Below are 22,379 nucleotides of genomic sequence, written 5' to 3'. Positions count from 1 at the left end.
CCCCAAACCTAGTAACCCCAGAAAGAACAGGAACCAACGTGAGCATTCAGCAGCAGGCCCCGTCCACAACCCTCAAGGTGGGAGTTGTGGGCATCGGTTGGGCCGGCCAGCAGCACCTCAAGGCGTACAGCAACATCGACGGCGTCGAGATTGTCGCCGTCGCCGGTATGGAAGCTGACCTCCTTGCCCAGTTGAAGGAGGAGTTCAGCATCCCGCACGCGTTCGCCCGCTGGGAGGACATGATCGAGCTCGAAGACCTCGACGCCGTCAGCGTCGCCGTGCCGACCTTCCTGCACGCGCCCATCGCGGTTGCTTCGCTTGAGCGAGGCCTCCATGTGCTGAGCGAAAAGCCGTTGGCGCGCAACGCCGTCGAAGGTCAACAAATGGTGGACGCCGCCCGCAAGGCGGGGCGCGTTCTCGACGTCGCGTTCAACCACCGCCGCCGCGGGGACATCCAGGCGCTCAAGGAAGTGATCGACGCCGGCACGCTGGGCCGTCCGTACTACGCCAAGGCGTCGTGGCTGAGGAGGCAGGGCATTCCGATGCTCGGCAGCTGGTTCACCAACCCGGCGCTCGCCGGCGGCGGACCGTTGGCTGACATCGGGGTGCACGTCCTGGATTACTCGCTGCACCTCCTCGGCGAGCCGAAAGTCCTGGCCGTCTCGGCGTCGACCCACTCCGAACTTGGCCCGCGCGGGCTCGGCGGCAACGCCCGCTACACGGCCTCAAGCGCGAGCCACAAGTTTGAAGTGGAAGACTTCGCCTCTGCGTTCATCCGCTTGGAAGGCGGCGGGACGCTGATCCTGGAAGCCGGATGGGCCACGTACCGCGACGAGCGGGACCTGATGGACTTCACCGTTTACGGGACCGACGGCGGTGCGGACTTGCGCTCGGTCGGCGCCTCCGAGAACCCGGTAGCGGACGTTCACGTCTTCACCGAGAAGGACGGCGAAAACGCCGACTTCGAGGTGGTGGCCGAACCCGGGCGAGCCCACCAGGCCGTCGTCGACGACTTTGTTGCCGCCGTCCGCGGCGGTGAGACCGTGTGGGGAAGCCACGATGGCTCGCTCGCCCTGAGCCGTGCCCTGGTGCTCGATGCTTGCTACAAATCCGCCCTTGAACAACGTGAAGTGGTGCTCTAAATGACTGATACGAAATTGAAGATTGTTGTCTGGAACGAAGGCGTCCACGAGGCCCGGAACGAGCCCGCAACCATCGGCGAGATGTACCCCGAAGGGATCCACGGCGCCATCGCCGCAGGGCTGCGCGGCTTCTACCCGGACTCTGAGATCACCACAGCTACTTTGGCTGATCCGGAGCACGGCCTGTCCGAAGAGGTCCTGGCGCAGACCGACGTGCTGCTCTGGTGGGGCCATATTGCGCATGAGGAAGTCTCTGACGAAGTGGTTGAGCGGGTGCAGCGGCATGTGCTCGGTGGCATGGGGTTGGTGGTCCTCCACTCGGGGCACTTCGCCAAGATCTTTACTCGCTTGCTGGGGACCACGTGCTCGCTGAAGTGGCGCAACGAAGGCGAGAGGGAGTTGGTGTGGACGGTCAAGCCGTCGCACCCGATCGCGGCGGGTATTGAAAGCCCGATCGTGATTCCGCAGCAGGAAATGTACGGGGAACTGTTCGACATTCCGGAGCCCGATGACCTGATCTTCATCAGCTCATTTTCCGGGGGAGAGGTGTTCCGTTCAGGCGTGACGTTCTCGCGCGGCAAGGGCCGGATCTTCTACTTCAGCCCCGGCGACCAGGAATACCCGGTGTACCACCAGGCGCAGATCCAGAAGGTCATCGCCAACGGTGTGGGTTGGGTGGCCCAGCCCGGCGTCTTCCGCGAAGCGCCGGAGGTTTCCAATCCTGCCCGGGGTTGGTTCGAGGCACGATGACCGCTATCCCTCAGCCCGCCGGCCGTCCGTTGGGTGTAGCCGCGATCGGTTACGCCTTCATGGGTAAGGCCCACTCCAACGCGTGGCGGAATGTGGCCAGCTTCTTCGACGTCCCGGCCTTCGAGCAGAAGGTTCTTGTTGGCCGGGACGCCGTAGCGGTGGCATCTGCCGCGAGGAAGTACGGCTGGGCCGAATCCGCCACCGATTGGCGGTCCGTGATCACGCGGGACGACATCGACATCGTGGACATCTGCGCTCCGGGATGGATGCACGCGGAGATCGCAGTTGCGGCGCTTGAGGCGGGCAAGCACGTTCTGGTGGAGAAACCGCTGGCCAACACCCTGGGCGAGGCTGAGTTGATGGCTTCAGCAGCGGCTTCGGCGCGTGACCAGGGGGTGCAGTCGATGGTCGGGTTCAACTACCGCCGCGTCCCGGCGCTCGTCTTGGCGCGTGAATTGATTGCGGAGGGCCGTTTGGGAACTGTCCGGCACGTCCGTGCCGCGTACCTGCAGGACTGGCTGTCCGACGTCGAAACCCCCATGAGTTGGCGGCTCCGCAAGGAAACCGCCGGGTCTGGGGCGCTTGGCGACATCGCTTCGCACGCCATCGACCAGGTCCAGCACCTCACGGGCCAAACCGTCACCGAGGTGACGGGGACGCTGCGGACCTTTGTCACCGAACGCCCCGGTGCCGCTGGGCTGGAGAAGGTGACAGTCGACGACGCCGCGTGGGCGACTTTAGGGATGACCGGCGGCCTCAGCGCGTCGGTGGAAGCGTCACGAGTGGCCACGGGGCAGAAGAACTCTCTGAAGATTGAGATCTATGGATCGCTGGGGTCTTTGACGTTTGATCTGGAGAACCTGAATGAACTCGGTTTCCTGGACGCAACGCTTCCGGTGCGGGAGCAGGGCTTCCGGCGGATCCTGGTGAACGAGCCCGAGCATCCTTACACTGCGGCGTGGTGGCCACAGGGGCACATCATCGGCTGGGAGCACACGTTCACGCATCAGGTTCGCGACTTCCTACTCGCCGTTCGCTCCGGCGAGGCGCCGTCGCCGTCGTTCGATGACGGGCTGCAGGTCCAGCGGGTGCTGGCCGCCGTCGAGGAGTCGGCGCGGAACAGGAGCGTGGTGACGGAGGTTGCGGTTGCCATACCCGCCCGGATCCAGGGCGAGCGGGCGTTGGCCTGACGTCTTTAGTGTGGATCCGGCTGCGACGAATCGGCCTCGCGGCGGATGATTGCCAGGCCGTCCCGAGGGGAAGTTACCGCGAACTCAGGAAAGCGTGAGGTGAATTTCGTAGAGCTGAAGCGGTTGTGGTGTTTGTAGCGCGGAAGAAGTTCCCGCAGCTCCCGCACCTGGGCTGAGAACAGGCCTGCGGCGTTAAGGATCCATCGTGGAACGACTGTGTAGCCGCCGTCCTGTCCGAATGCCTCGCTGGCCATAGTGGCGAACTGCCGGTAGGTCAGCGGCTCCGCATCGACCGGGAGGTGCCATGTCTGCCCGAAAGCGTCTGGCGTGTTGCCTAGAAGAGCGAGAGCCCGGCTGGCGTCCGGTGTCCAAATCAGTGTCCTTTCGCGGTCGTCCCGCACGGGCACGAAGGGTTTCTTGCCTTTCTTCAAGCGATCGATGAGCAGCGCATTGGTGAAGCTCTGCGTGCGGCCCGGTCCGTAGAACTCGGGAGCCCGGGCGAGGAGGACAGGGATATCGCCCCTGGCCATTTCCTCCAGCACCATGGCTGCCATGTCCGCACGGACTTTTCCCTTACGCCCCATGGGAGCGAAAGGCGTGTTTTCGGTCTGGATGCGATCGTCCTGGGGGTACATGTAGGTGTTGTCGAAGTAGACGAACTTGGCGCCGGCAGCCCTTGATGCTTCCAGTGCGTTGCGGAGCATGGTGGGAAATTGTGCTTCCCAAAGTTCCGTGCTCGCCGGGAGCCCGGCGGTGAAGTAGACAATATTGCTGTCCTTGACCGCAGAAGCCGTCTGTCCGGCGTCGAGTATATCCGCTGTGACAAGGGAGTCCGACTCGTTGACCTTGCGGGGGTTCCGGCTGACAAGCCGCAGGTCCTTGGTGTAAGCGCGGTGTAGCTCTTTGGCCAGTTCGATCGCGATCTGGCCGTTGGCGCCCAATATTGTCTGCATTTTCAACCTCGGTTTCGTGCGCGCCTTAGTGCGTCGGCGTGGATCTGTCAGTGCGCCATGTGTACACTGCTTACATCAGCGTAGGAGGCGAAGTTAGCAGTGTCAACATCAGTAAAGCCCTATCATCACGGTGACCTTCGTGCGGCACTGGTTGCCGCCGCCGTCGAGAGCCTGGAAGCGGGGGAGCCGTTCTCCCTGCGAGCCGTGGCCCGCCGCGCGGGGGTGTCTCCGACTGCGCCTTATCGGCATTTCGCTGACCGGGAGGCTCTCGACAATGCTGTTGCAGTGGAGGGTTTCCGGGACCTTCTGGCAGACCTGGAAACTGCCTCGGGTGAGTTGCCCGAGGCTGCGGCACCCGAGGAGGTGATCGCGGCTCTCGGAGTGGCCTATGTGGCATTCGCCTTGAGGCGGCCGGCCGTCTTCCGGTTGATGTTCGGCAACGAATGCGACGAGGCCGACAGTGAACGTGTTCAAGCGGCCGGGCAACTCCATGGGATGTTGAACGAGGTGTTCGAGCGCCTTTTCCCAGGCAATTCAGGTCTTTCGGTCGCTCTGTGGAGCATGGCGCACGGCTTGGCGTTCCTGCACCTGGACGGCAAACTGCGACCCCAAAGCAACGACGACGTTGCAGCCCGCGTGAAGTTGGCGGTCGGGGCGATCTTCGCACTCAACGACAACAAGACGACGGCCAGCTAAGTCCCTGCCCGGCCACCACGAAGGAGAACCAGAATGACCAAACGCATCCTCCACGTCGTCACCAACGTCAGCCACTACAACGACCCATCCCACCCCACCGGCCTCTGGCTCTCCGAACTGGTTCACGCGTGGGAGGTGTTTGAGGAACATGGTTTCGAGCAAGCCATCGTCAGCCCGCAGGGCGGGGCGGTCCCTTTGGAACCTCGATCGCTGAAGTTCCCCAGCTATGACAAAGCTTCCAAGGCCTGGCATGCGGACCCGGAACGCATGGTTCTTCTTGCGAACTCCGCCAGTCCCGAAGGAATCGATTCCAGGGATTACGACGCCATTTACTTCACCGGGGGGCATGCGGTGATGTACGACTTCCCCGACAGTGAGGGCCTGCAGCGGATCACACGCGAAATCTGGGAACAGGGTGGCATCGTGTCGTCGGTCTGCCATGGATATTGCGGCCTCCTCAACACCAGGCTGTCAGACGGCAGCCTCCTGGTGGAGGGCCGCAAGGTAACCGGCTTCGCGTGGCAGGAAGAAGTCCTTGCCCGGGTGGACAAGCTTGTGCCGTATAACGCCGAAGAGGAGATGAAGAAGCGAGGGGCGCTCTATGAGAAGGCCAGGCTCCCCTTCATCTCGTACGCCATTGCGGACGGGAAACTGGTCACCGGGCAAAATCCTGGATCGGCCAAGGAAACGGCGCGGAAGGTTGCAGAACTTCTCTAAAGCGTCTGGCGGTGATTGCAGCATTAGGGCCGCGACCCTTGAGGGTCGCGGCCCTGAGCGGGCGGGACTGCTACTTGATCAGGGCTGCGGCCTGCTCCATGAGGTCGCTCGCCGTGGCAACGCCGTTGGCGTCAGCGCCCTTGCCGGACGCCGTAGCGGAAATCAGCACACCCTCCTTGATGGCGTAAGCCATGTAGGTGGTTTGTGCCGCGCCGCTGGCTGTGGACATTTCGGTCTTGTAGGCCACCGTTCCGGGCACTGTGTTGATGCCGTCGAACTTCTCCGTGGAGACGTTCATCGATTGGCCGGACATGGACAGCGTCATCTTCGAGCATTTCTCTGCCTGGACACCGCTCTTATCGATGCTGTCCTGGAGCTTCTGCTTATCCAGTCCGGACGTCAGCGTCACCATTGTCATGACCCCTGATTCAGCATCCAGATCTGCGCCCGCAGCCGTGGTCGAACCGGCGAGGGTCTCACTTCCGCCCAGCGTTGCAAGGTCCTTGCACTCAGCCGGTTCGATAGTGAACATGCTCATGAGCGCCTTCATGGGATTCTCTTGGGCGAGTTCCTCGCTCGAAGCCACGGTCAATTCCTTGCCGGACTTCGGCTTGATCTGCTTGACCAGTTCAACGAGTTCGTCGTTGGTGTACTGCTTGGCGGCGGTGGGCGTAGGCGTCGCCGTAGCCTCCGGCGACGCAGCAGTGGTGCCCGTTGACCCACCACATCCGGTCAGTGCCATCACTACCAGCGCCGATATTCCGACGCTCTGCAGCGCAAACTTCTTCACTTCATTCCCCCATTGGGTCTACTTACAGCTGGGTGATTCCCAGATGAGATAACACTATCGGTCGTTGGCAGGCGGCCCGGGCTGGCTGGGTACGAGGACGATGTTCAGGTTGTCGTTTTTCCGTACGAAAAGGAGCGCGAGTCAATGGACTGACTCCAAGGAAGAGGTCAGGTCTGCTTGCGGCTCGCGATCAAGTCAGAAAGCTGCTGTATCTGGGCGGGGCTCGCGTCCGTGGCAAGGGCGACGTAGTGGTCCATGACGGCCGGCCGGTAGCGCACCGGCATCGTCTGTCCGGGAGCGAGCCGGGTGAGAGCTGTGATCGTGAGGCTTTCGTCGGCGATACCGCGGAACGAGATGCCGTCGGCGGTCTCCACGTCGAGTATCAGGACCACCCGCGGGTTGCTGTTGACCTCCCGCCAGTCGACGAGAACGCCGAGCGCCAGCGTCCCATTGCGCAGTTCCGCGTTGCGCTTCCGTGCGTCACTGCTCAGGAGCGGATTCGGGGCGACACCCGGGAAATTGGGCCCGACGCCGAGCGACTCCCGACTCAAGTCGGGCCGGAGCTGCTCCATCAGATTGTTGAGCTTCTGCTTGTTCCAACCGAACATCCTGACCTCTTCCCCATAGCGGTGCCGGAATTTCGGCGCTTTGCTTCGCCGTTACCGCGATTGTATGTCACGGCCGTTCCTACGCCACCGTTGCGAATCTGGCACATCTTCCGCGTCCATGAGAATCGGCAATACTCTGCGTAGCATGGGGTCCAACAACTTTTTTTGGGGGAGCAATGAATTTAAATCCGACCTTCGGAATTATCGGGATTCTATACGCTGTCTTTGTGATCGCGGTTGCCGTCCTGGTGGTGTATGCCTTGGTCTTGGCCATTATCTTCTTAAGGCTTCGAATTGCTGAGTTGAAGAGGGCTGCACGCTCTGAGGACGGCTGAACCATCCCCTGAGTGAACGGTCAGACTTTTGGAAGTGGCGTCCCGTGACCGCGGCCGATGTAGAAGAATAAAATCATTCATGCGGAGCAGGGGGTCAAAATGGTGTTGGAAATGGGCCTTTGGCGAGCCGATGGCAAGGAGCTGATGCGTCTTTCCCCCTCGGGCGTCGGGCTGGAGTCGCAACTGGAGGGGTATATAGAAGCTGACCCCGCCCTGTTGGGCCAACGGTTGCTCCTTATTGGCCGACAGGTGCCGACAGGCTACGGCGGCTTCATTGATCTTCTCGCCATTGATGGGAAGGTGTCGTTCACATCCTGGAGCTGAAACGAGATCGCACCCCGCGCGATGTTGTTGCCCAGACTCTCGACTATGGATCATGGGTGGCGGGCCTTAGCCGCGCGGACATCGTAGCGATTTTTAGCAACTACCGCCCAGGAGTCGCCTTTGAAGAGGCCTTCGCCGGAGAGTTCGGAGAAGCCCCACCGGAAGACCTAAATGCTGCCCAAATTTTCACAATAGTGGCGGCAAGTGTCGATCCTGCCACAGAGCGGATAGTTCGCTTCCTCAACGAGAATTTCGGTGTGCCTGTGAACGTCGTGTTCTTCCGCCACTTCGAGGATCGGGGTAGTTCCTACCTCGCGCGTACCTGGCTCGTGGACCAGGAAGCGCAAGTCGTCTCTGGGGCCTCATCCAAGGTGAGTAAATCTCGCGAGCCCTGGAATGGCTATGACTGGTACGTGTCCTTCGGTGAGTATCCCGACGGACGCTCGTGGGATGACGCCGCCCAGTATGGGTTTGTCTCCGCCGGTGGGGGTGAATGGTTTTCACGCACTTTGAAAGCCCTGCCCATCGGTGCTCGGGTATTTGTCTGCATCCCCAAGCGTGGATACGTAGGCGTGGGAACAGTCACAGGCGAAGCAATGCCGTTTGAGCGGGCCGAGGTGCAACACAATGGCGCGTCTACCCCTCTGGCAGATCTTCCGCTCCGGGGCGGTTACAAGCACTTGGAGGGCGGGGACACCGAGGAGTCGGCAGAGTACATAGTTCCGGTTGATTGGCAGTCAACGAAATCACGAGAGCAGGCGTTCTGGAAACAGGGTATGTTCGCAAACCAAAATAGTGCCTGCCGGCTACGGAACCAGTTCACCATCGAGCAGCTCTCTGCGTTCTTCGATCTCGTGGACTAAACGTAAACGCGGGTTCGGGCTGGGTTACTGGGCCATTTGCTGCAGAGCAACAGGGATATACGTGAGCACGTTGAGCAGGGCCCAGGTGGCAAGTCCATAGCCAAGTACGAGGGCCAGCATTGCCACGGTGCGACCCCTCTCATTCTTTTGACGGATCTGATTCAACGAGACGTGTCCGGCCCCGACGGCAAAAGTGGCAAGAATCCCGAGGCCAAAGAACCATAAGCCGGAAAAGGCGACGGCGCCCAGGATAACTGCAACGACAGCCAGTTTATTAAACCTGGTGCTGGTCAGCGGTGCCGACGTAGATGACATACTCACAGTTTCCCCATTTCGTAAGTGTCAATTGAGTTTAGTCACAAAGTCGGCGCTGACAAGGGATTAGTTGCCGGAGAAAGCAAACGATCAATGTGACCCCGCCGCAGCAAAACTCACCCATGGCCGCCCGCTTCCAGCCCCGCACCCACAGCAGCCACAAAAGCATCCGTCTCCGCTGATCGTCGGCTCTTCAACCACAACGCCGACGTCCGCCAGGCCAAGGGATCGCCAACCAACGGCCGCCAGACAATTCCCGAAGGCAACGGCGTCCACGGCTCCTCATTGAAGTGCACCCCACGACCGGCCATGATCAGCCCGTGCGTGAAGTGCTGATTCCTCGCGTGCACAATCGCCGCAGGCAAGTACCCGGCATCCCGGCAGGTATGCAGGAATGAGTCGTACAACGTCGGTGCCATATGGCGCGGGAAGATGATCAAGGGGCTCCCTGCCAGATCGCCCAGCCGCACGGTATCCGAGGAAGCCAACGGATGGGACGCATTCAGCACCACTCCGAGCGCCCGCGAATACAAAGCCCCTGACTCGAAACCCACGCTGCTCAAAGGGTGACGGACCACCGCGACGTCCAGTTCGCCGTCGCGCAGGCGCTCAACCTGCTCAACTGTGGTGAGCTCGTGCAGGTTCAGCAGAACGTCGGGCGCAGACGACGCGAAGGAAGAAACCATAGTGGACAACGCCACGGGGTTCGTGTCGGGCGGCACCGCTACTTGCAGGATGCCCGAAGCGCCAGGCCGGATCCGCCGCATCGATTCCTGCGCCATCGCCACGTGATCCAGCACCCCACGGGCGTGCTCCAGCAGCAAAGCGCCGGCTTCAGACAGCTCGACGCCGGTGCGCCGCCGATGAAACAGCTGCACACCGAGCTCTTTCTCCAGGTCTTTGATCCGTTGCGAGAGCGGTGGTTGGGCCATGTGCAAACGCTGGGCCGCACGCCCGAAATGCAGCTCCTCGGAGAGCACCACAAAGTACTTGAGATGGTGGAGGTCCATCGCCGCACCATACCAGTTTGGTATCAAGACGAGTAGATATTGATGTTAGACGGGTCACATTCGTGGGTGGTCAGATGGGAACCAAGAAGCCCAACGAACCAAAGGAAGCTCCCCAATGTCCCAGGACGTCCTCTTCGAACAGACTGGCCCCACCGCCATCATCACCCTCAACCGCCCGGAGAAACTCAACGCCTGGACCGAGGCCATGCGCAGCGAACTCATCGACTATTTGGAAGGCCTCAAAGGCAACGACGACGTCCGCACAGTCATCCTTACAGGCAGCGGCCGCGCGTTCTGCGCCGGGCAGGATCTTGCCGAGACCGCGTCCATGAACCCCGAGGATCACGAGTCCGCCGAGGCGTGGATCGACGGTTTCGATCGCCTCTATCGAGCCGTCCGTAACCTCGACCAAATCACCATCGCTGCAGTGAACGGTGTCGCCGCCGGCTCCGGTTTCCAGTACTCGCTCCTCGCCGACCTTCGCGTCGGCGACTCCAAAGTCCGCATGGGCCAGCCCGAAGTCCTCTCGGGCATCCCCAGCATCACCGGCATCTGGGCCATGTGGAGCATCCTCGGCAAGTCCAAGACCTCCCAATTCGTCCTTACCGGCGAACTGGTGGACGCTGCCGAGGCTCAGCGACTCGGCCTTCTCAACTACTTGGCGGACGACGGCGGCGTGCTGGCTTACGCCAAGGACCTCGCCGCACGCTTGAGCCTCCTTCCTCCGGGCGCGGTCCGCCTGACTAAGAACCGTCTGCGCAGTTTGGAAGATGACGACCTCAGCGACGCCATGGCAGAAGCCAAGCGCGTGCACCGCGAGGCTTACGGTACCGGCGAACCGCAGCGTGAGATGGCCCGCTTCCTCGCCGGTCGCCGCTGAAGGGACAGGACACCAAAGTGAAAACCGCAACCCAAGACCGCTACACCGAACTGCGGAACGGCCACCGCTGGGAGGTTCCGGAGCTCTACAACATGGCCGTCGACGTCGCCGATCGGCACCCAAGGGACAAGCGCGCGCTCATCCTGGAGTCCGCCGTCGAGGGACAACGGGAGGTGAGCTGGGGCGAGGTCCAGGACCGTTCCCGGCAGATCGCAGCAACCCTGCAAAAGGCCGGCATCAAGAAGGGTGACCGCGTCGCAGTGTTGCTGCCTCAACGCTCCGACACCCCGGCCGCGTACCTCGGCGTGCTCCGGATCGGCGCCATCCTGGTCACCATGTCCCTGCTCTGGGCCGCGGAGCCGATCCGCTTCCGGCTGGAGGACAGCAGTGCGTCAGCGATCATCGCTGAGGAGTCCGCGAAGCACCTTTTCGGGGACTACGAAGGCACGTTCATTGACATCGACGGGCCCGCAATCATGGAAGCGGGCACCGAATTCAAGGACGTGGAAACCAAGGCCGACGACCCCGCGCTCATCTTCTACACCTCGGGCACCACGGGCCGGGCCAAGGGAATCGTCCACGCGCACCGGACCCTCCTGGGCCACAACGAGTTCGAGTACTGCCACCAGATCGGCGACGGGGATGTGTTCTATGGTGCGGGGGATTGGGCGTGGTCGTTGGCCAAGCTCATGGGACCACTCCGGCTCGGCGCCACGCACCTGGTCTTCCGGCCCAGCGGCGGCTTCGATCCGGCAGCCCTGCTGGACAGTATGAGCCGGCACCACGTCACCAGCGCGCTGGTCAACCCGACTTTCCTGCGCAAGATGCGCGAAGACGTGCCCGACGCCGGTGCTCGCTTCCCGCTTCACCTGCGGACAGTTTGTTCATCCAATGAGCCGCTGACTGCTGACCTCATCACCTGGTTCCACGAGCAGTTCGGGGTGACGCTGCTGGACTATTACGGTTCCACTGAGTCCTACCCGCTGCTGGGGAACTACCCCGACGTGCCTGTTAAGCCCGGTTCGATGGGCAAGCCGCTTCCCGGCTGGGACGTCCGCCTGCTGGACGAAAACGAGCAGGAAGTAGCCGCGGGTGAAACCGGCGAGATCTGTCTCCGTGCGCACTCCAACCCGCAATTTCCCTTGGGATACTGGAACATGCCGGACGCATCAGCCGCCGCGTTCGGAGGCGGTTGGTACCACACGAAGGACCAGGCCTACACCGACGATGACGGCTACTTCTGGTTCCTGGGGAGGACCGACGACGTCATCAAAACCTCGGGCTACCGTGTTGGGCCGTATGAGCTGGAGGCAGTCATCCGCGAACTCGATCCCGTCAGGGACGTATCCGTCACCGGCGTGCCCGACGAGCTCCGCGGCCAGTCAATCAAAGCCTGGATCGAACTGACGCCCGGTCACGCTGGGGGAGCGGAACTGAGCGAGACCATCGTGGCGCACGTCAAGGAGAACTTCTCCCGCTTCGCCTACCCACGATTCATTGAATATGTTTCCGCGCTGCCGAAGTCGGCCACCGGAAAAGTCCAGCGGGCCCAGCTCCGCGAACTTCCACACGTTGTAGCCTCTCCCCGCCCCGAAGGACAACAATCATGAATACGATGACCGAGAAAGTCGCTGAAACCGAGTCTTCCCCTCGCAGGAGCCTCAAGCGCGTAGCCGCGGCAGCCGCCGTCGGAAACTTCGTCGAATGGTTCGACTCCGCGGCTTATGCGGTCATGTCCGTGACCATCGCGAAGCTCTTCTTCCCGGATTACTCCACGACGGCGTCACTTCTGGCCGTGTGGGCGATCTTCGCCGGCGGCTTCATTGCCAGGCCGCTCGGGGCGGCTTTCTTTGGACGTTACGGTGACCGGATTGGTCGCAACAAGATGCTTGGCCTGTGCGTGGTGATCATGAGCGCGGCTACCTTCTGCATCGGTGTCTTGCCGACTTTCGCGGTGATCGGTGTTTGGGCTCCGATCCTGCTGTTCGTGTTCCGTGCGGTTCAGGGTTTCACTACCGGTGGTGAGTACACGGGGTCCTCTGCGTTCATTGTTGAGTATGCGCCGGAAGGCAAGCGGGCAACCTATGCGAGCATCATCCCGGCCACGGTCGGACTTGCCTCAGTGGCAGGCGCGCTATTGGGCGTTGCCATCACCTCCACACTGAGCACGCCCGATCTCCAAGCCTGGGGTTGGCGAATCCCGTTTCTGCTGGCTGCGCCCCTGGGTTTGATCGGCTTGTACATTCGTTCGCGCGTGGACGACACCCCGGTGTTCCGCGGCCTCGAAAATAAGGGCAAGTTGGCGAAGAGGCCACTGGGAGATGCGATTCGCCTTTGTACTCGCCAGATCTTCACCTTGTTCGGCTACAGCATCACGAACGCGATCGCGTATTACCTGATGAGCAGTTACATGATCGCGTACATGACGTCGAGCCTTGGGTATTCCTCGGCCGAATCGATGCTCACGAGCGTGATCACGATGCTGGTGTACACAGCGGTCTGCCCTTTGGCTGCGCGGGCCAGCGACCGTTATGGGCGTAAGCGGATGCTGCTGGTGGCCTGTGTTGGCTTTGTGGTGATGACCATCCCGGCGTTCTCCATCATGCCGCTGGGCCTGGGGTTCGCGATCCTGGGAACCAGTGTTCTGGGAGCTTTGGTTGCTGTGATTGGAACTTCGAATGTGCCGGCGCTGGTGGAGATGTTCCCATCATCGGTCCGGGCTTCGGGATCCGCCATTGGCTACACCTTGGCTTACGTTCTCTTCGGCGGGACGGCTCCGTTTGTGGCAACTGGATTGGTGGCTGGTTTTGGGACGCCGCTGGCTCCGGCCTTTTACCTGATGGGCATGGCCCTCGTCTCCGCAGTGGTGGTGGTCCTGTTCTTCCGGGAAACCAAGGACCTGTCGCTGTCGCGGACCACGGTTCTGTAGTTTCACTTCGAGATAAACGCCCCGGTCGCTCAGCTTTGCACACTGAGTGGCTGGGGCCCTCGCGGTCCGATCAGGCGTCCGTGACCAGATCTAACGCGGCAAAGGTCGCCGCGCTCCTACAAACATGCCGCCAAGCTCCAGCGGCCAACCTTGGTTACGCAATTCGATCGATAAATAAGTTGATATCCCGTATCGTCCCTTGGATGGGGAAAACCAACGCACCGATGACAGCCCTGGCGATTACCGCCGTCGTAATTACTGCCCTGACGGGCTGCGGCGTTCCCCCGGCCGCAAGTCCACCAGCCACGACGCCCGCGAGCCCCACTCCAACCGCGGCCTGCCCCATCACAGGCACGGAACCGCAAGGCGGCAATTGTGTCCAATACGACGGCGACGCCGCCATGGCTGCGAACGAAATGTATCGGCAGAGGCGAAAGCTTGGCCCTGAGATGCAGGCGTTGCTCAACCAGCATGTTGCGCCCGCGAAGGATGCACTCGAAGCGCTCGCACGGCCCGTCACCGCAGACGAGGTCAAAGGAGCCTTCGCGGCCTTGGACCTCAAGGAAGTACAAACGGACGACGGCGGCAACGGCCTGAGATTCGGCGTTTCGGTTCCCAGCGGCGGCTGCCTCTACGGCGTCGTGCCGCTGGCGGGTGAGGTCTCGGTTGCCGCCGGCGGCAGCATCATGGACGGGGGATGCCTGGAGATGATCGGGCACTGAACCCACCACCTATGCCGACCCGGGTCACCACCTAGTTCTGCGTTTTCACCACCTATTTTGCCCCGATTCGCCACCTAATTCGGATTTTTCCGATCGTGGGCCTCATCCGCGCCCATAGTGTCCATCTCAAGAACGAACCCCGCTGAGGGCTCGTCCAGTGAACAGGCACAACTATTGGGGGTTGGCACTTTGGCGTTGAATCATCAGCAGACCGTGGCCGCAGCCGTGGATCAGTGGGTCACCGGCATAGCGGCCCGGATTCCTGGCCACACGGTGTTCGTGGAAAACCATGCCCATACCGAGTACGCCAAGACCCTGGCTGGCGACGGTTCCGTGGTGCTGGTGGTGGACGGTGATGCTGACGATCCGGCGATTGTCTCCGTCAAGGGCACCTTTGATGAACCAGGGGAGGAAGTCCTGGTGGACGGGACCCTGAGCCTGGAGATCCAGGACTATGTGGCCGTCCCGTTCATCAACCTAGTGGGCGCAACCGTCGTAAGGCTTGCTGGCCAGGACGACTGGGAAGCGTTCTTCGCCGACGCAGAGGAAGCACGCCGCTCAGGGCATTTCGTCCGGCAGCTCACTGAGGTCAATGCGGTTCTGGCCGAGCGTGGTTTCCTTGCCGGATTCGGCAGCGTGAACAGATCCTTGACGCGAGTGCACATTGCTGCGGATGGGACGGTGCTCAATGGCCCCTACGGCACGGTGATCGGGCGAGTGGGAGATCCGTTGCATGACGTCCGCCTCAAAGCAGTCCCGCTCGCACCCGAATCTGTGATTGCCTCGGTGTGCGACGCCTCCATGGTCCGGATGGGCCTCAACCAGCGCCCTTGGATTCCGCGCTATCTCGCAGCGCTTGATGCCTGGAAATTCGTCCTCAGGGAGCAGCGGGAGGACACACGGCTGGTAGGTTTCGGACTCAGCCTTTACGGCGCAGGAGAGTCCCACAGTCTGCCGCTCCCCAGAGCTCCGTTCATCCTTGAGCGCCAGGGTGAGTTCCGGCTTCTGGACACCGGAACCGGCAGGGTTTTCAAGGTTGGTGCCGACGTCGCGACCCTCGTGGAAGCATTCTCGAACCTGCGGGACGTTGAGGCGGCAGCCGGTGTTGCTGCTCAGACTTTGGGCGTTTCGCCAGCCGACGCCGGGGTCTCTGCCCGTGCCGTGATAGCGCAATTCGACCGGCTGGGCATCGACCTTCTTGGGGCTCTGTGATGGGCGGCGGGCACCTGCCTGTTTGGGTTCCTCTGGTGACCCAGCACGATTTCAACCGGGAGAGCCACACCGCAGTAAACGCCGACGGCGTCCACGTCACCTTTGAGGACGGCCAACGCCGGCTGTGCGCGAAGAGCGGCCTCTGGAACGCCAATCTCGGCTTCGGCAACAAGGCCATTGCCGAAGCAGTGGAGTCGCAGCTGCGTGAAGCGTCCTATCTGCCGATGTTCCGCACCGCGCACCGGAAGGCCATAGAGGCAGCGGAGGCTCTCCTCGCCTTGCCCGCACACCCCTACCACCGGGTGATTTTCTCCACGTCGGGAAGTGCTGCCAACGATGCCGTGATGAAGCTGGCACGCCAGTATTCTGCCCTGAATGGACAACCCGAACGGAAGCTGATCGTCGGCCTGAAAGGCAGCTACCACGGCCTCACCTACGGCAGCCAAGCGCTCAGTGGGGATGATCTTGGCCAAGCAGTTTATGGCATCGATTCCCGCAACATCCGCCACATCGGTTTCCAGGACCAAGCTGCCGAGCTGAAGAACCTGATGCGTCGCGAAGGCCATCGGGTCGCCGCCGTCGTCATTGAACCGGTTCTCGGTTCGGGTGCTGACGCAGTACACGAAGATTTCCTGGCGGAAGTACTGAAACAACGAAAGGAGCACGGCTTCCTGCTGGTCGCCGACGAGGTGGCCACGGGTTTCGGCCGCGTCAGTTCCTGGTTTGTCTCCGATGAGTGGGCTCAAGCCCCGGATGTCGTCGTCACATCGAAAGGCCTCACCAACGGGACCAGTGCTTGCGCCGCCCTCCTGGTAGCCCAACGGATCACGGACATCTTTGACACCACGGAATCCGTTTTCGTGCACGGCGAGACACAAGCAGGTACCCCATCCACGTGCGCAGCGATCCTGGCCACCATCCGGGAGATGAAGCGGCTAGACCACCTAAACCTCACCAGCAGTGTCTCCGCCGGTTTGGACAGCCTGATCCGCCAACTGAAACAGATCCCGGGCATTGGTGACTCAACCGGCCGGGGCTGCATGCGGGGCATCAAACTCCACTCGGAAAACAGGCTGGCACTCTCGCCCAACGCCACCTTGGCTGTGGTCAAGCGCATCCACCAAGCCGGAGCCATCGTGCAGCCAGGGCCAGGACGAATCCAGCTCCTGCCAGCCCTGACGTACACCGATGAGAATTTTCAGGAACTCCGCGCCGCCATCACACAGGGCCTCAAGGAAGCCCACAATGACGGGGTGTTCGCATGATCGCGGACAGAACGTGGAAGACCCGGTGCGTGATCCTTGGGCCCGGCATGACGGCCAAATACGTGGGCTCCGTGGTCCGCGGCCGGGTGGGACTCATAACTGATGCCTCCCTGGACGTCCACCGGGACCGGCTTCTGAACGGCGATCTCAAAGGAGTGCAGGTCCTTGAGCTGGACGCCACCCCAGTCAATCCGGGAACCGTCCGCGCGGTGGCCGAGTTCATCCAACAGCATCGGCTGGACACGGTGGTGGGCCTTGGCGGCGGCTCCGTCCTGGACGCGGTGAAGCTTGGGGCCATGTTCGTCGGCGACCCCAGCCTGGCGATCTTCGTCGAACGCAACGCCAACCGTTCGGGCCTTCTGGTGCTGCCTCCGGTGCCGCATTCCAGCAAACGCCCCAAAACCGTCCTGCTTCCAACAACGGTGGGAACCAGCGCCGAAGTGAGCGCCGTAGCGTGCCTGGACACCGGCGTCGGACGCCGTCTGCTGGCGTCGCCACAGCTGGCCGGTGACGTTGCAGTGCTCGACGCCGGCCACCTCGCCACCTTGCCGCAGGGGCTGGTCCTCGAAGGCTTGCTGGAAGCGTTCCTCCGGGTGGCCGGCGTGATAACCGGCAGCAGCGCCAACATGTTCGACAACGACGCCTACCGACTCGTGGCCAGGATCGTCCGGCTCGGCGAGGACGTGAGGCGCCGTGACTCGCCGGAAAAGCGGTTGGAGGCGGCCCGGCTCAGTATGGAGACCCACACTGGTTGGTCGCTCATCGGCCGCAACCCCTACGGCGCCAAGCACTGGTACGTGGCCAACGAGCTGGCCTACCTGACGGGAGCGCGCAAGATGACCGCGACGGCGTCATTGATCGCGCCGGTGTGGCAGGAAGTCGGGAACGGGAACGTTACCTGGGGCGACGCCAGCAGGCTGGACAAGCTCTGGTTCGAGGCCACCCTTGGACTGCCCCACCTGTACCCGGATCCTGCGCGGGGCGTGGCCCAACTCATCGACGAGTGGGGCATTCCCCGGCTCACGGGATGCACCGAGGAAACAGTCCGCGACGTGGCCGCTGCCTCGCTGCGAAATTGGGGCGGCGTCCTTCCAATGTTGAAGGGACTCAGCCTGGGCGATGTCATGCACGTCCTGAGCTGCGCCACCCGGAACGACTTGCCCGAGGGAACACCCCGATCAGCAAGGGAAAGGAGGTGAGCACATGATCAACGCTGCACCCAAGACGCTGGATCTGAACATCCAGGAACTCGAGAGCATTGCCGTACCGGACGACTGGAGCGAACGGATCCACGGGATCACCGTGGGCCTGGCCCTGGTGGGCATCGCCGTCTCCATCACCTGAGGCCGAGCCCCAACATTCCAGCAGCAATGAAGGGGGGTGAACGCGCATGCAGAAACAGCTCAACCTCTCCATTCAGGAGATTGAGTCCATGGATACCCCGGACTTCAACAACTGGTTCATCGGGGTCTCCCAAGGAGTAGCCCTTGGACTCATTGCCGTGAGCATCACCTAAAACACGGCAGCATCCCCGCAGGAACTATCAGTGAAAGGAGACAGCAATGGGACCTCAACTGGCCATCGAAGAGCTTGAAAACCTCGACACCCCGGATGATACGCCGTGGTACATCCGCGTTGGTGACGTAATCATCATCGCCGGCATCGTCGTCGGAATCGCGGCTACCTAAGCGCCACCCTGCCAGTGCACGCGGGTGGTCACCTACTTCGACTGCCCGCGTGCGCTCCTCCCAACCACCCTCCCAAGGACAAGCTGATGAACCCTGCACCTGACAAGACCGTTGACGCCATCCTGCGCGTCCTCGGGCACTTGGACCCGCCCGAGGACCTCTACAGCACATCGGGTTCGCGTCTCTACGACCGGATCACCGCCGACGACCTCACCGAACTCCCGGAGATCCAAGCGGCTGCCCGCAAGACCACCGGCCCCATCCTGGAACTGGCCGCGGGGTCCGGGCGAATTACCCGCGCCCTGCTGGCCTTGGGGCGTCCTCTGACTGCGGTCGATTCGTCCCCGGAAATGCTGGAGCTTCTGCGCGGCAGGGTAAGCACCTCCAAGTTCAACCCGCGCAAGGTTGACGTTGGGCTGGTGAACGCCGACATGTCCCGCTTCGAGCTCGACGGCGGGTTCGGTTGCGTTGTTCTCGGGGCCAGCTCGGTCACCCTTCTGGGCCGCGATGACCGGCGACAACTGTTCCGACGAGTGCGCCACAACCTCGCACCTGACGGCCGCTTCCTGCTGACCGTCCTGAACGCGGACAGCCAGGGAACAGCATCCGACGACGGCGCCACCACCATCTCAGCGCTTGGGGAGGATGCATTCCTCATCACCGCCGAAAGCCGCGATCCCATGAACGGCGCCAGGCACGTCACCATGATCCACGTGAGCTTCAACGAGGGCGGTACCTACCGGTCCTCCGCCTACTCCAGTGACGTCGCCTTCGTGGGGAACGCCCTGATAGAGGAGGAACTCGTGGGCGAAGGACTCAGCATCCTGGAACGGCAGCCCGTGCGGATTCCTGCACAGGCCGTGGGGCTGAACGACATTGAGCTTTGGGTGTGCGGGGCATGAGCGTCGATCCTGTACGGACTCTCGATCCTGCGGCTGGGCTCGTTTCAGAAGCGACGGTCTATCCGCCCAACGAGACGGGACTCTGGCGGACTGTGGCGGTTCTTGCCAACGCCGGCTCCAGCGGTGAGGGGTTCGCATCCGCCGTCGGAGCCTTTGATGTAAGGCGGCGCGGCTCCCTGGTCCGGGGTGCCGGCGAGGCTGTGGAGCGGTTCGCGTTGGTGCCGTCACCAGCTGACCCCGAACATCTTCTGGCGCCCGATGACGCAGAGCGGCGTGTCGACTTTGTGACCGGTGGGCTGGGGCGGGCTTCGGCTCTGGCGTGCGACTTTCCTTGGTACAGGGCAGTAGATCTCCTGTCCGGAAAAGAATCACATGTTCCGGGGCCTGTGGTTGACTACCAACCGGTGTCTGACTACCTGGGCGTCGGGCCTGAGCCGTGGGAGCGGTTCTTCGATGCTTCGCCGAATGGTGCAGCATCGGGACCGACCGAGGCTTTCGCTCAAAGGGCAGGCCTGGCGGAAGTGATGGAAAGGGATGCTTTCCTGGCGGCCTGGCATGCGGCCGCACCGCTCCACCGCGTGGACATTGATGATTTACCGGTGGCAGCAAAATCCCAAAGCCTCGGCGTCTTGGTGGAGGCGGCGCGGGCAGCGGGAGTGAACCACACCCTGGCTTTCATTCCGGCCGAAGGCTCCCCACTGCTAACGGCGGTATGCATCGTCATTGGTGCCACTGGGGCTACTCCGTTTGGCGCTGTGGGCCTCAAAGCCTCGCCCGATCCCGTGACCGCGCTGCTCGGAGCGTTGCAGGAAGGACTTCAAATCAGGGAGTTGTTCCTGTCGCGGGAAGCCTCCGCCTTTGACGTCGGGGCATCCGTTACCGATGACAGCTCGCGGGCCGATTTTTGGAGCACCGCACCGGCCGTTGCCGGGCTGCAGGACTGGGTGGCTATTTTTCCGCTCGCCGCGATTCCAGAGCCACAGCCGGTACCCGACGTTGAGGATCTGCTGAAGTACTTTGCCCGCCAGGAGATCGGGTGCCATTGGGTGAACCTTACGCACAGGTTGCCTCTGGCTATCAGGGAGCTGGGTTGGGTATCGGGCAAAGTCATCTGCCCCGGCGCCGTTCAGCTGACTATGGACGAATCCAAGGGCTTGTCCCTCTCGCGGCCGGGATTTGTCTCCTCCAATCCGTTCCCGCATCCGCTGATATGACGGCAACCAGGAAGCGGGGGATCCAAGCCCCCGAGTGGCCGGTGCGATTGGCTCCGTTTGCTTCTGTAGACCAGCCCATGCAGGAGGGCAGTCCTTGGATTGTCGCCTCAAACGGGGTGCCCAAAGCGCGTATTTCCCCTGACGTGGCTGCGGTCCTCATGGCACTGGACGGGCACAAGGATGCCCGGCGCGTAGCGGAACAGCTCGGGGCGCCCTGGACGGTTGCGGAGGTCACCGGCGTCGTTGACCAGCTCGCCTCCACCGGAATTTTCGACGCCGGGACTCGCCGCACGGAGGCCGGGTGGATACAGTTTCGGGCTCCGTTGACGGTCCAACTGACGCTGTTCGATCCCGCCAGACTGCTGGCTTCCCTCCGGGCGTTGGTGGGGTTCTTGCTGCGTCGGGAGTCCTTGGCTGTGGCGGCTGCAGTGCTGCTGTGGGGAATCATCAGTTTGTTGTTGTCAGGCCAGGACGTCGTTCGGGTGTTCTCGACGCCGCTGCCGTTGGGGGCCTACCTCGGCGTGGCTGCGGCGCTGTTCGCCTCGACGCTGCTCCACGAAATCGGGCATGGAGCGGCCCTGGCCTATTGCGGTGGGAAGCCTCGGCGCATTGGAATCATGCTGTTCTACCTGTCGCCGGCGTTCTTTTGCGACGTCACCGATGGGTGGCGGTTGGCATCCAGGAAGCAACGGGTGATGGTGGCCTTGGCCGGCCCGCTTGTCCACCTCGCGCTCGGAAGTATCGCCTTGTGCGGGCAGGGATTCCTGGGGCCGTCGGCGTTGAAGGACGGAACCCTTTTGTACGGCGTTCTGTGCTTTGCGGTGGCAGTCCTCAACCTCTTTCCTTTCATCAAATTGGACGGCTACGTAGCTCTGATGGCCGCGCTGGACACTCCCCACCTCCGTCGCAAGTCCCTGGACGCGGCTGCGGAATTGCTCAGACATCACCTGCTTGGCACCCGTCCGGCTCCTCGACAGCATGGTCTTCTTCCGTGGTTCGGTGCGGCAAGTTTCGCCGCCGGTGTCGCCTTTATGGTCATCGGTTTCCAGCGGCTGCTTCCCGTCTTCCTGCAACTGGGTTTCACGGGGTATCTGGTGGTTGCTTTGGTGCTCGGGCTTTTGACGGTGCTGGCGATCAGAAGTGTTGTCCGGTTCTTCCGAAAAGCCGGACGAAACGGCAGCACTCCGGGGCGGCGTGCATTGGCGGGAATCCTTGGTGTGGCCGCGGTCATCGGTGCACTTTGGCTTGTTCCCGTGACACCAACGCAAGTGATGGGCTACGTAGTCATCGACGGTCGGGTCCACCTCGTCGCGGTCGAAGGTTCCACGGACTTCGCCCCTAACGAAGGCGATCGGGTGTCCCTCCAGACGCAGGGCATGGTGATCCACCGGCAACTGGGCCTGGCCACCCTCGGCTCCCTGCCGCCGTCGGAAGTCAAAGCTCCCCTGGAGGCACTAGTGCCGGTCACCCTCGCGGGTGTGAACCTAACGGTCATTGCCTACGACGCCGACCTCCAGACGGGCGGGCCGCTCCCGGCAGCTGGCCGCGCCGAAGTGACAAGCAGCAAAGCAATGCGTTTGGTGGAGTGGCTGTGGACCTCGGTGACCACCTCCCCGCTCCTGCCGGATCGCAACGCGACCCCAACAACCCCTAGTGAAGGACACACACCATGAATCAACGGTTCCTCGTCTGGCTGATGCTGGCACTGATCCTGGGCTTCTATTCGGTCTACGTTTTCACGTCCGGCGGCAGCGAATCCGTGTGGCCGGTTGTCAGCGGCGTCATCTGCGCTGTCGCTGCCTGCCTGGCATTCTGGCGGTCCATGCGGGAACGCAAAGCGGACCGCGGCTAGTTGCCACGGTCCGCTTTGCCGG

General features: G+C 62.3%; 26 protein-coding genes. 21 read left to right on the top strand and 5 right to left on the bottom strand.

The genetic code is table 11. The annotated features are described in order from the left end of the window. Positions 1-38 precede the first annotated feature (38 nt). The 3 genes from PJL15_RS09355 to PJL15_RS09345 are packed head-to-tail and all read left to right on the top strand — an operon-like array spanning position 39 to position 3,082. On the top strand, positions 39-1,142 hold the full coding sequence (locus PJL15_RS09355; RefSeq protein WP_281450875.1) for a Gfo/Idh/MocA family protein: 1,104 nt from the start codon (positions 39-41) through the stop codon (positions 1,140-1,142). After that, positions 1,143-1,892 carry a ThuA domain-containing protein gene (locus tag PJL15_RS09350; RefSeq protein WP_281450874.1) on the top strand — a complete coding sequence of 250 codons (750 nt, stop codon included), beginning with the start codon at positions 1,143-1,145 and terminating at the stop codon, positions 1,890-1,892. Then, entirely contained in the window at positions 1,889-3,082 is a 1,194-nt protein-coding gene (locus PJL15_RS09345) for a Gfo/Idh/MocA family protein (protein WP_281450873.1), read from the top strand. Before PJL15_RS09350 ends, PJL15_RS09345 begins: the two co-directional genes overlap by 4 nt. A gap of 5 nt (positions 3,083-3,087) precedes the next feature. Here PJL15_RS09345 and PJL15_RS09340 read toward each other — a convergent pair whose 3' ends face one another. Next, complete coding sequence (locus PJL15_RS09340; RefSeq protein WP_281450872.1) at positions 3,088-4,035, bottom strand: NAD-dependent epimerase/dehydratase family protein; 948 nt, start codon at positions 4,033-4,035, stop codon at positions 3,088-3,090. Positions 4,036-4,134: 99 nt separating this feature from the next. On the opposite strand from PJL15_RS09340, the gene PJL15_RS09335 reads away from it, so the two are divergent. Both PJL15_RS09335 and PJL15_RS09330 read left to right on the top strand, forming a co-directional pair. Continuing rightward, positions 4,135-4,731, top strand: coding sequence for a TetR/AcrR family transcriptional regulator (locus tag PJL15_RS09335; RefSeq protein ID WP_281450871.1), 597 nt, complete (start codon positions 4,135-4,137; stop codon positions 4,729-4,731). A gap of 33 nt (positions 4,732-4,764) precedes the next feature. Continuing rightward, positions 4,765-5,448, top strand: coding sequence for a type 1 glutamine amidotransferase domain-containing protein (locus tag PJL15_RS09330; RefSeq protein ID WP_281450870.1), 684 nt, complete (start codon positions 4,765-4,767; stop codon positions 5,446-5,448). Between the two features lie 70 nt (positions 5,449-5,518). Here PJL15_RS09330 and PJL15_RS09325 read toward each other — a convergent pair whose 3' ends face one another. Further along, positions 5,519-6,238, bottom strand: a complete 720-nt coding sequence (locus tag PJL15_RS09325; RefSeq protein ID WP_281450869.1) for a hypothetical protein — start codon at positions 6,236-6,238, stop codon at positions 5,519-5,521. A 167-nt stretch (positions 6,239-6,405) separates the two neighbouring features. After that, a complete protein-coding gene (locus tag PJL15_RS09320; protein WP_281450868.1) occupies positions 6,406-6,846 on the bottom strand; it encodes a hypothetical protein in 441 nt (146 codons plus the stop codon). A gap of 446 nt (positions 6,847-7,292) precedes the next feature. On the opposite strand from PJL15_RS09320, the gene PJL15_RS09315 reads away from it, so the two are divergent. Beyond that, complete coding sequence (locus PJL15_RS09315) at positions 7,293-7,505, top strand: hypothetical protein (protein ID WP_281450867.1); 213 nt, start codon at positions 7,293-7,295, stop codon at positions 7,503-7,505. A 56-nt stretch (positions 7,506-7,561) separates the two neighbouring features. Continuing rightward, positions 7,562-8,368, top strand: coding sequence for a hypothetical protein (locus PJL15_RS09310; protein ID WP_281450866.1), 807 nt, complete (start codon positions 7,562-7,564; stop codon positions 8,366-8,368). 24 nt (positions 8,369-8,392) lie between these two features. Here the strand turns inward: PJL15_RS09310 and PJL15_RS09305 are convergent, their stop codons facing one another. Together PJL15_RS09305 and PJL15_RS09300 are read right to left on the bottom strand one after the other, a co-directional pair. Beyond that, positions 8,393-8,683: a DUF4190 domain-containing protein gene (locus tag PJL15_RS09305; RefSeq protein WP_281450865.1), complete on the bottom strand. Its 291-nt coding sequence runs from the start codon at positions 8,681-8,683 to the stop codon at positions 8,393-8,395. Between the two features lie 116 nt (positions 8,684-8,799). Further along, positions 8,800-9,693 (bottom strand): LysR substrate-binding domain-containing protein, encoded by an 894-nt coding sequence (locus PJL15_RS09300; protein ID WP_281450864.1) that lies wholly within the window; start codon positions 9,691-9,693, stop codon positions 8,800-8,802. A gap of 115 nt (positions 9,694-9,808) precedes the next feature. Between PJL15_RS09300 and PJL15_RS09295 the strand changes: the two genes are divergently transcribed. The 14 genes from PJL15_RS09295 (at position 9,809) to PJL15_RS09230 (ending at position 22,357) form a co-directional block, all read left to right on the top strand. Next, the gene (locus PJL15_RS09295; RefSeq protein ID WP_281450863.1) at positions 9,809-10,573 is read left to right on the top strand and encodes an enoyl-CoA hydratase/isomerase family protein; all 765 of its coding nucleotides are present in this window, start codon (positions 9,809-9,811) and stop codon (positions 10,571-10,573) included. 17 nt (positions 10,574-10,590) lie between these two features. Further along, positions 10,591-12,183: an acyl-CoA synthetase gene (locus tag PJL15_RS09290; protein WP_281450862.1), complete on the top strand. Its 1,593-nt coding sequence runs from the start codon at positions 10,591-10,593 to the stop codon at positions 12,181-12,183. After that, positions 12,180-13,502 carry an MFS transporter gene (locus PJL15_RS09285; RefSeq protein WP_281450861.1) on the top strand — a complete coding sequence of 441 codons (1,323 nt, stop codon included), beginning with the start codon at positions 12,180-12,182 and terminating at the stop codon, positions 13,500-13,502. Before PJL15_RS09290 ends, PJL15_RS09285 begins: the two co-directional genes overlap by 4 nt. 203 nt (positions 13,503-13,705) lie before the next feature. Continuing rightward, complete coding sequence (locus tag PJL15_RS09280) at positions 13,706-14,224, top strand: hypothetical protein (protein ID WP_281450860.1); 519 nt, start codon at positions 13,706-13,708, stop codon at positions 14,222-14,224. A 195-nt stretch (positions 14,225-14,419) separates the two neighbouring features. Beyond that, positions 14,420-15,436, top strand: a complete 1,017-nt coding sequence (gene mpaB, locus PJL15_RS09275; protein ID WP_281450859.1) for a daptide biosynthesis RiPP recognition protein — start codon at positions 14,420-14,422, stop codon at positions 15,434-15,436. Positions 15,437-15,471: 35 nt separating this feature from the next. Beyond that, the gene (gene mpaD, locus PJL15_RS09270; RefSeq protein WP_281450858.1) at positions 15,472-16,701 is read left to right on the top strand and encodes a daptide-type RiPP biosynthesis aminotransferase; all 1,230 of its coding nucleotides are present in this window, start codon (positions 15,472-15,474) and stop codon (positions 16,699-16,701) included. After that, positions 16,698-17,900: a daptide-type RiPP biosynthesis dehydogenase gene (mpaC, locus tag PJL15_RS09265; protein WP_281450857.1), complete on the top strand. Its 1,203-nt coding sequence runs from the start codon at positions 16,698-16,700 to the stop codon at positions 17,898-17,900. Before mpaD ends, mpaC begins: the two co-directional genes overlap by 4 nt. A gap of 4 nt (positions 17,901-17,904) precedes the next feature. Then, a complete protein-coding gene (locus PJL15_RS09260; RefSeq protein WP_281450856.1) occupies positions 17,905-18,045 on the top strand; it encodes a hypothetical protein in 141 nt (46 codons plus the stop codon). A gap of 46 nt (positions 18,046-18,091) precedes the next feature. After that, positions 18,092-18,217, top strand: a complete 126-nt coding sequence (locus PJL15_RS09255) for a daptide-type RiPP (RefSeq protein WP_281450855.1) — start codon at positions 18,092-18,094, stop codon at positions 18,215-18,217. A 46-nt stretch (positions 18,218-18,263) separates the two neighbouring features. Beyond that, a complete protein-coding gene (locus PJL15_RS09250; RefSeq protein ID WP_281450854.1) occupies positions 18,264-18,389 on the top strand; it encodes a daptide-type RiPP in 126 nt (41 codons plus the stop codon). A gap of 86 nt (positions 18,390-18,475) precedes the next feature. Next, positions 18,476-19,291: a daptide-type RiPP biosynthesis methyltransferase gene (mpaM, locus tag PJL15_RS09245; protein WP_281450853.1), complete on the top strand. Its 816-nt coding sequence runs from the start codon at positions 18,476-18,478 to the stop codon at positions 19,289-19,291. Further along, entirely contained in the window at positions 19,288-20,505 is a 1,218-nt protein-coding gene (locus PJL15_RS09240) for a YcaO-like family protein (protein ID WP_281450852.1), read from the top strand. Before mpaM ends, PJL15_RS09240 begins: the two co-directional genes overlap by 4 nt. Further along, positions 20,502-22,178, top strand: coding sequence for a daptide biosynthesis intramembrane metalloprotease (gene mpaP, locus PJL15_RS09235; RefSeq protein ID WP_348651483.1), 1,677 nt, complete (start codon positions 20,502-20,504; stop codon positions 22,176-22,178). Before PJL15_RS09240 ends, mpaP begins: the two co-directional genes overlap by 4 nt. Beyond that, positions 22,175-22,357: a hypothetical protein gene (locus PJL15_RS09230; RefSeq protein ID WP_281450850.1), complete on the top strand. Its 183-nt coding sequence runs from the start codon at positions 22,175-22,177 to the stop codon at positions 22,355-22,357. Before mpaP ends, PJL15_RS09230 begins: the two co-directional genes overlap by 4 nt. The last annotated feature ends 22 nt before the right edge of the window (positions 22,358-22,379 follow it).

Origin of the sequence: Paenarthrobacter nitroguajacolicus, from assembly GCF_029952445.1 — a bacterium.
Taxonomy (GTDB): domain Bacteria; phylum Actinomycetota; class Actinomycetes; order Actinomycetales; family Micrococcaceae; genus Arthrobacter; species Arthrobacter nitroguajacolicus_B.
Note: the sequence above shows the minus strand (reverse complement) of the source record. Positions and strands in the feature narration are given on the sequence as shown.

What these genes read in the sequence shown, in the direction of transcription:
- PJL15_RS09350 (WP_281450874.1), top strand. Translation starts at nt 1,143, where the DNA reads ATGACTGATACGAAATTGAAGATTGTTGTCTGGAACGAAGGCGTCCAC.
- PJL15_RS09345 (WP_281450873.1), top strand. Translation starts at nt 1,889, where the DNA reads ATGACCGCTATCCCTCAGCCCGCCGGCCGTCCGTTGGGTGTAGCCGCG.
- PJL15_RS09340 (WP_281450872.1), bottom strand. Translation starts at nt 4,035, where the DNA reads ATGCAGACAATATTGGGCGCCAACGGCCAGATCGCGATCGAACTGGCC.
- PJL15_RS09330 (WP_281450870.1), top strand. Translation starts at nt 4,765, where the DNA reads ATGACCAAACGCATCCTCCACGTCGTCACCAACGTCAGCCACTACAAC.
- PJL15_RS09320 (WP_281450868.1), bottom strand. Translation starts at nt 6,846, where the DNA reads ATGTTCGGTTGGAACAAGCAGAAGCTCAACAATCTGATGGAGCAGCTC.
- PJL15_RS09315 (WP_281450867.1), top strand. Translation starts at nt 7,293, where the DNA reads ATGGGCCTTTGGCGAGCCGATGGCAAGGAGCTGATGCGTCTTTCCCCC.
- PJL15_RS09305 (WP_281450865.1), bottom strand. Translation starts at nt 8,683, where the DNA reads ATGTCATCTACGTCGGCACCGCTGACCAGCACCAGGTTTAATAAACTG.
- PJL15_RS09300 (WP_281450864.1), bottom strand. Translation starts at nt 9,693, where the DNA reads ATGGACCTCCACCATCTCAAGTACTTTGTGGTGCTCTCCGAGGAGCTG.
- PJL15_RS09295 (WP_281450863.1), top strand. Translation starts at nt 9,809, where the DNA reads ATGTCCCAGGACGTCCTCTTCGAACAGACTGGCCCCACCGCCATCATC.
- PJL15_RS09285 (WP_281450861.1), top strand. Translation starts at nt 12,180, where the DNA reads ATGAATACGATGACCGAGAAAGTCGCTGAAACCGAGTCTTCCCCTCGC.
- PJL15_RS09280 (WP_281450860.1), top strand. Translation starts at nt 13,706, where the DNA reads ATGGGGAAAACCAACGCACCGATGACAGCCCTGGCGATTACCGCCGTC.
- mpaC (WP_281450857.1), top strand. Translation starts at nt 16,698, where the DNA reads ATGATCGCGGACAGAACGTGGAAGACCCGGTGCGTGATCCTTGGGCCC.
- PJL15_RS09260 (WP_281450856.1), top strand. Translation starts at nt 17,905, where the DNA reads ATGATCAACGCTGCACCCAAGACGCTGGATCTGAACATCCAGGAACTC.
- PJL15_RS09255 (WP_281450855.1), top strand. Translation starts at nt 18,092, where the DNA reads ATGCAGAAACAGCTCAACCTCTCCATTCAGGAGATTGAGTCCATGGAT.
- PJL15_RS09250 (WP_281450854.1), top strand. Translation starts at nt 18,264, where the DNA reads ATGGGACCTCAACTGGCCATCGAAGAGCTTGAAAACCTCGACACCCCG.
- mpaM (WP_281450853.1), top strand. Translation starts at nt 18,476, where the DNA reads ATGAACCCTGCACCTGACAAGACCGTTGACGCCATCCTGCGCGTCCTC.
- PJL15_RS09240 (WP_281450852.1), top strand. Translation starts at nt 19,288, where the DNA reads ATGAGCGTCGATCCTGTACGGACTCTCGATCCTGCGGCTGGGCTCGTT.
- mpaP (WP_348651483.1), top strand. Translation starts at nt 20,502, where the DNA reads ATGACGGCAACCAGGAAGCGGGGGATCCAAGCCCCCGAGTGGCCGGTG.
- PJL15_RS09230 (WP_281450850.1), top strand. Translation starts at nt 22,175, where the DNA reads ATGAATCAACGGTTCCTCGTCTGGCTGATGCTGGCACTGATCCTGGGC.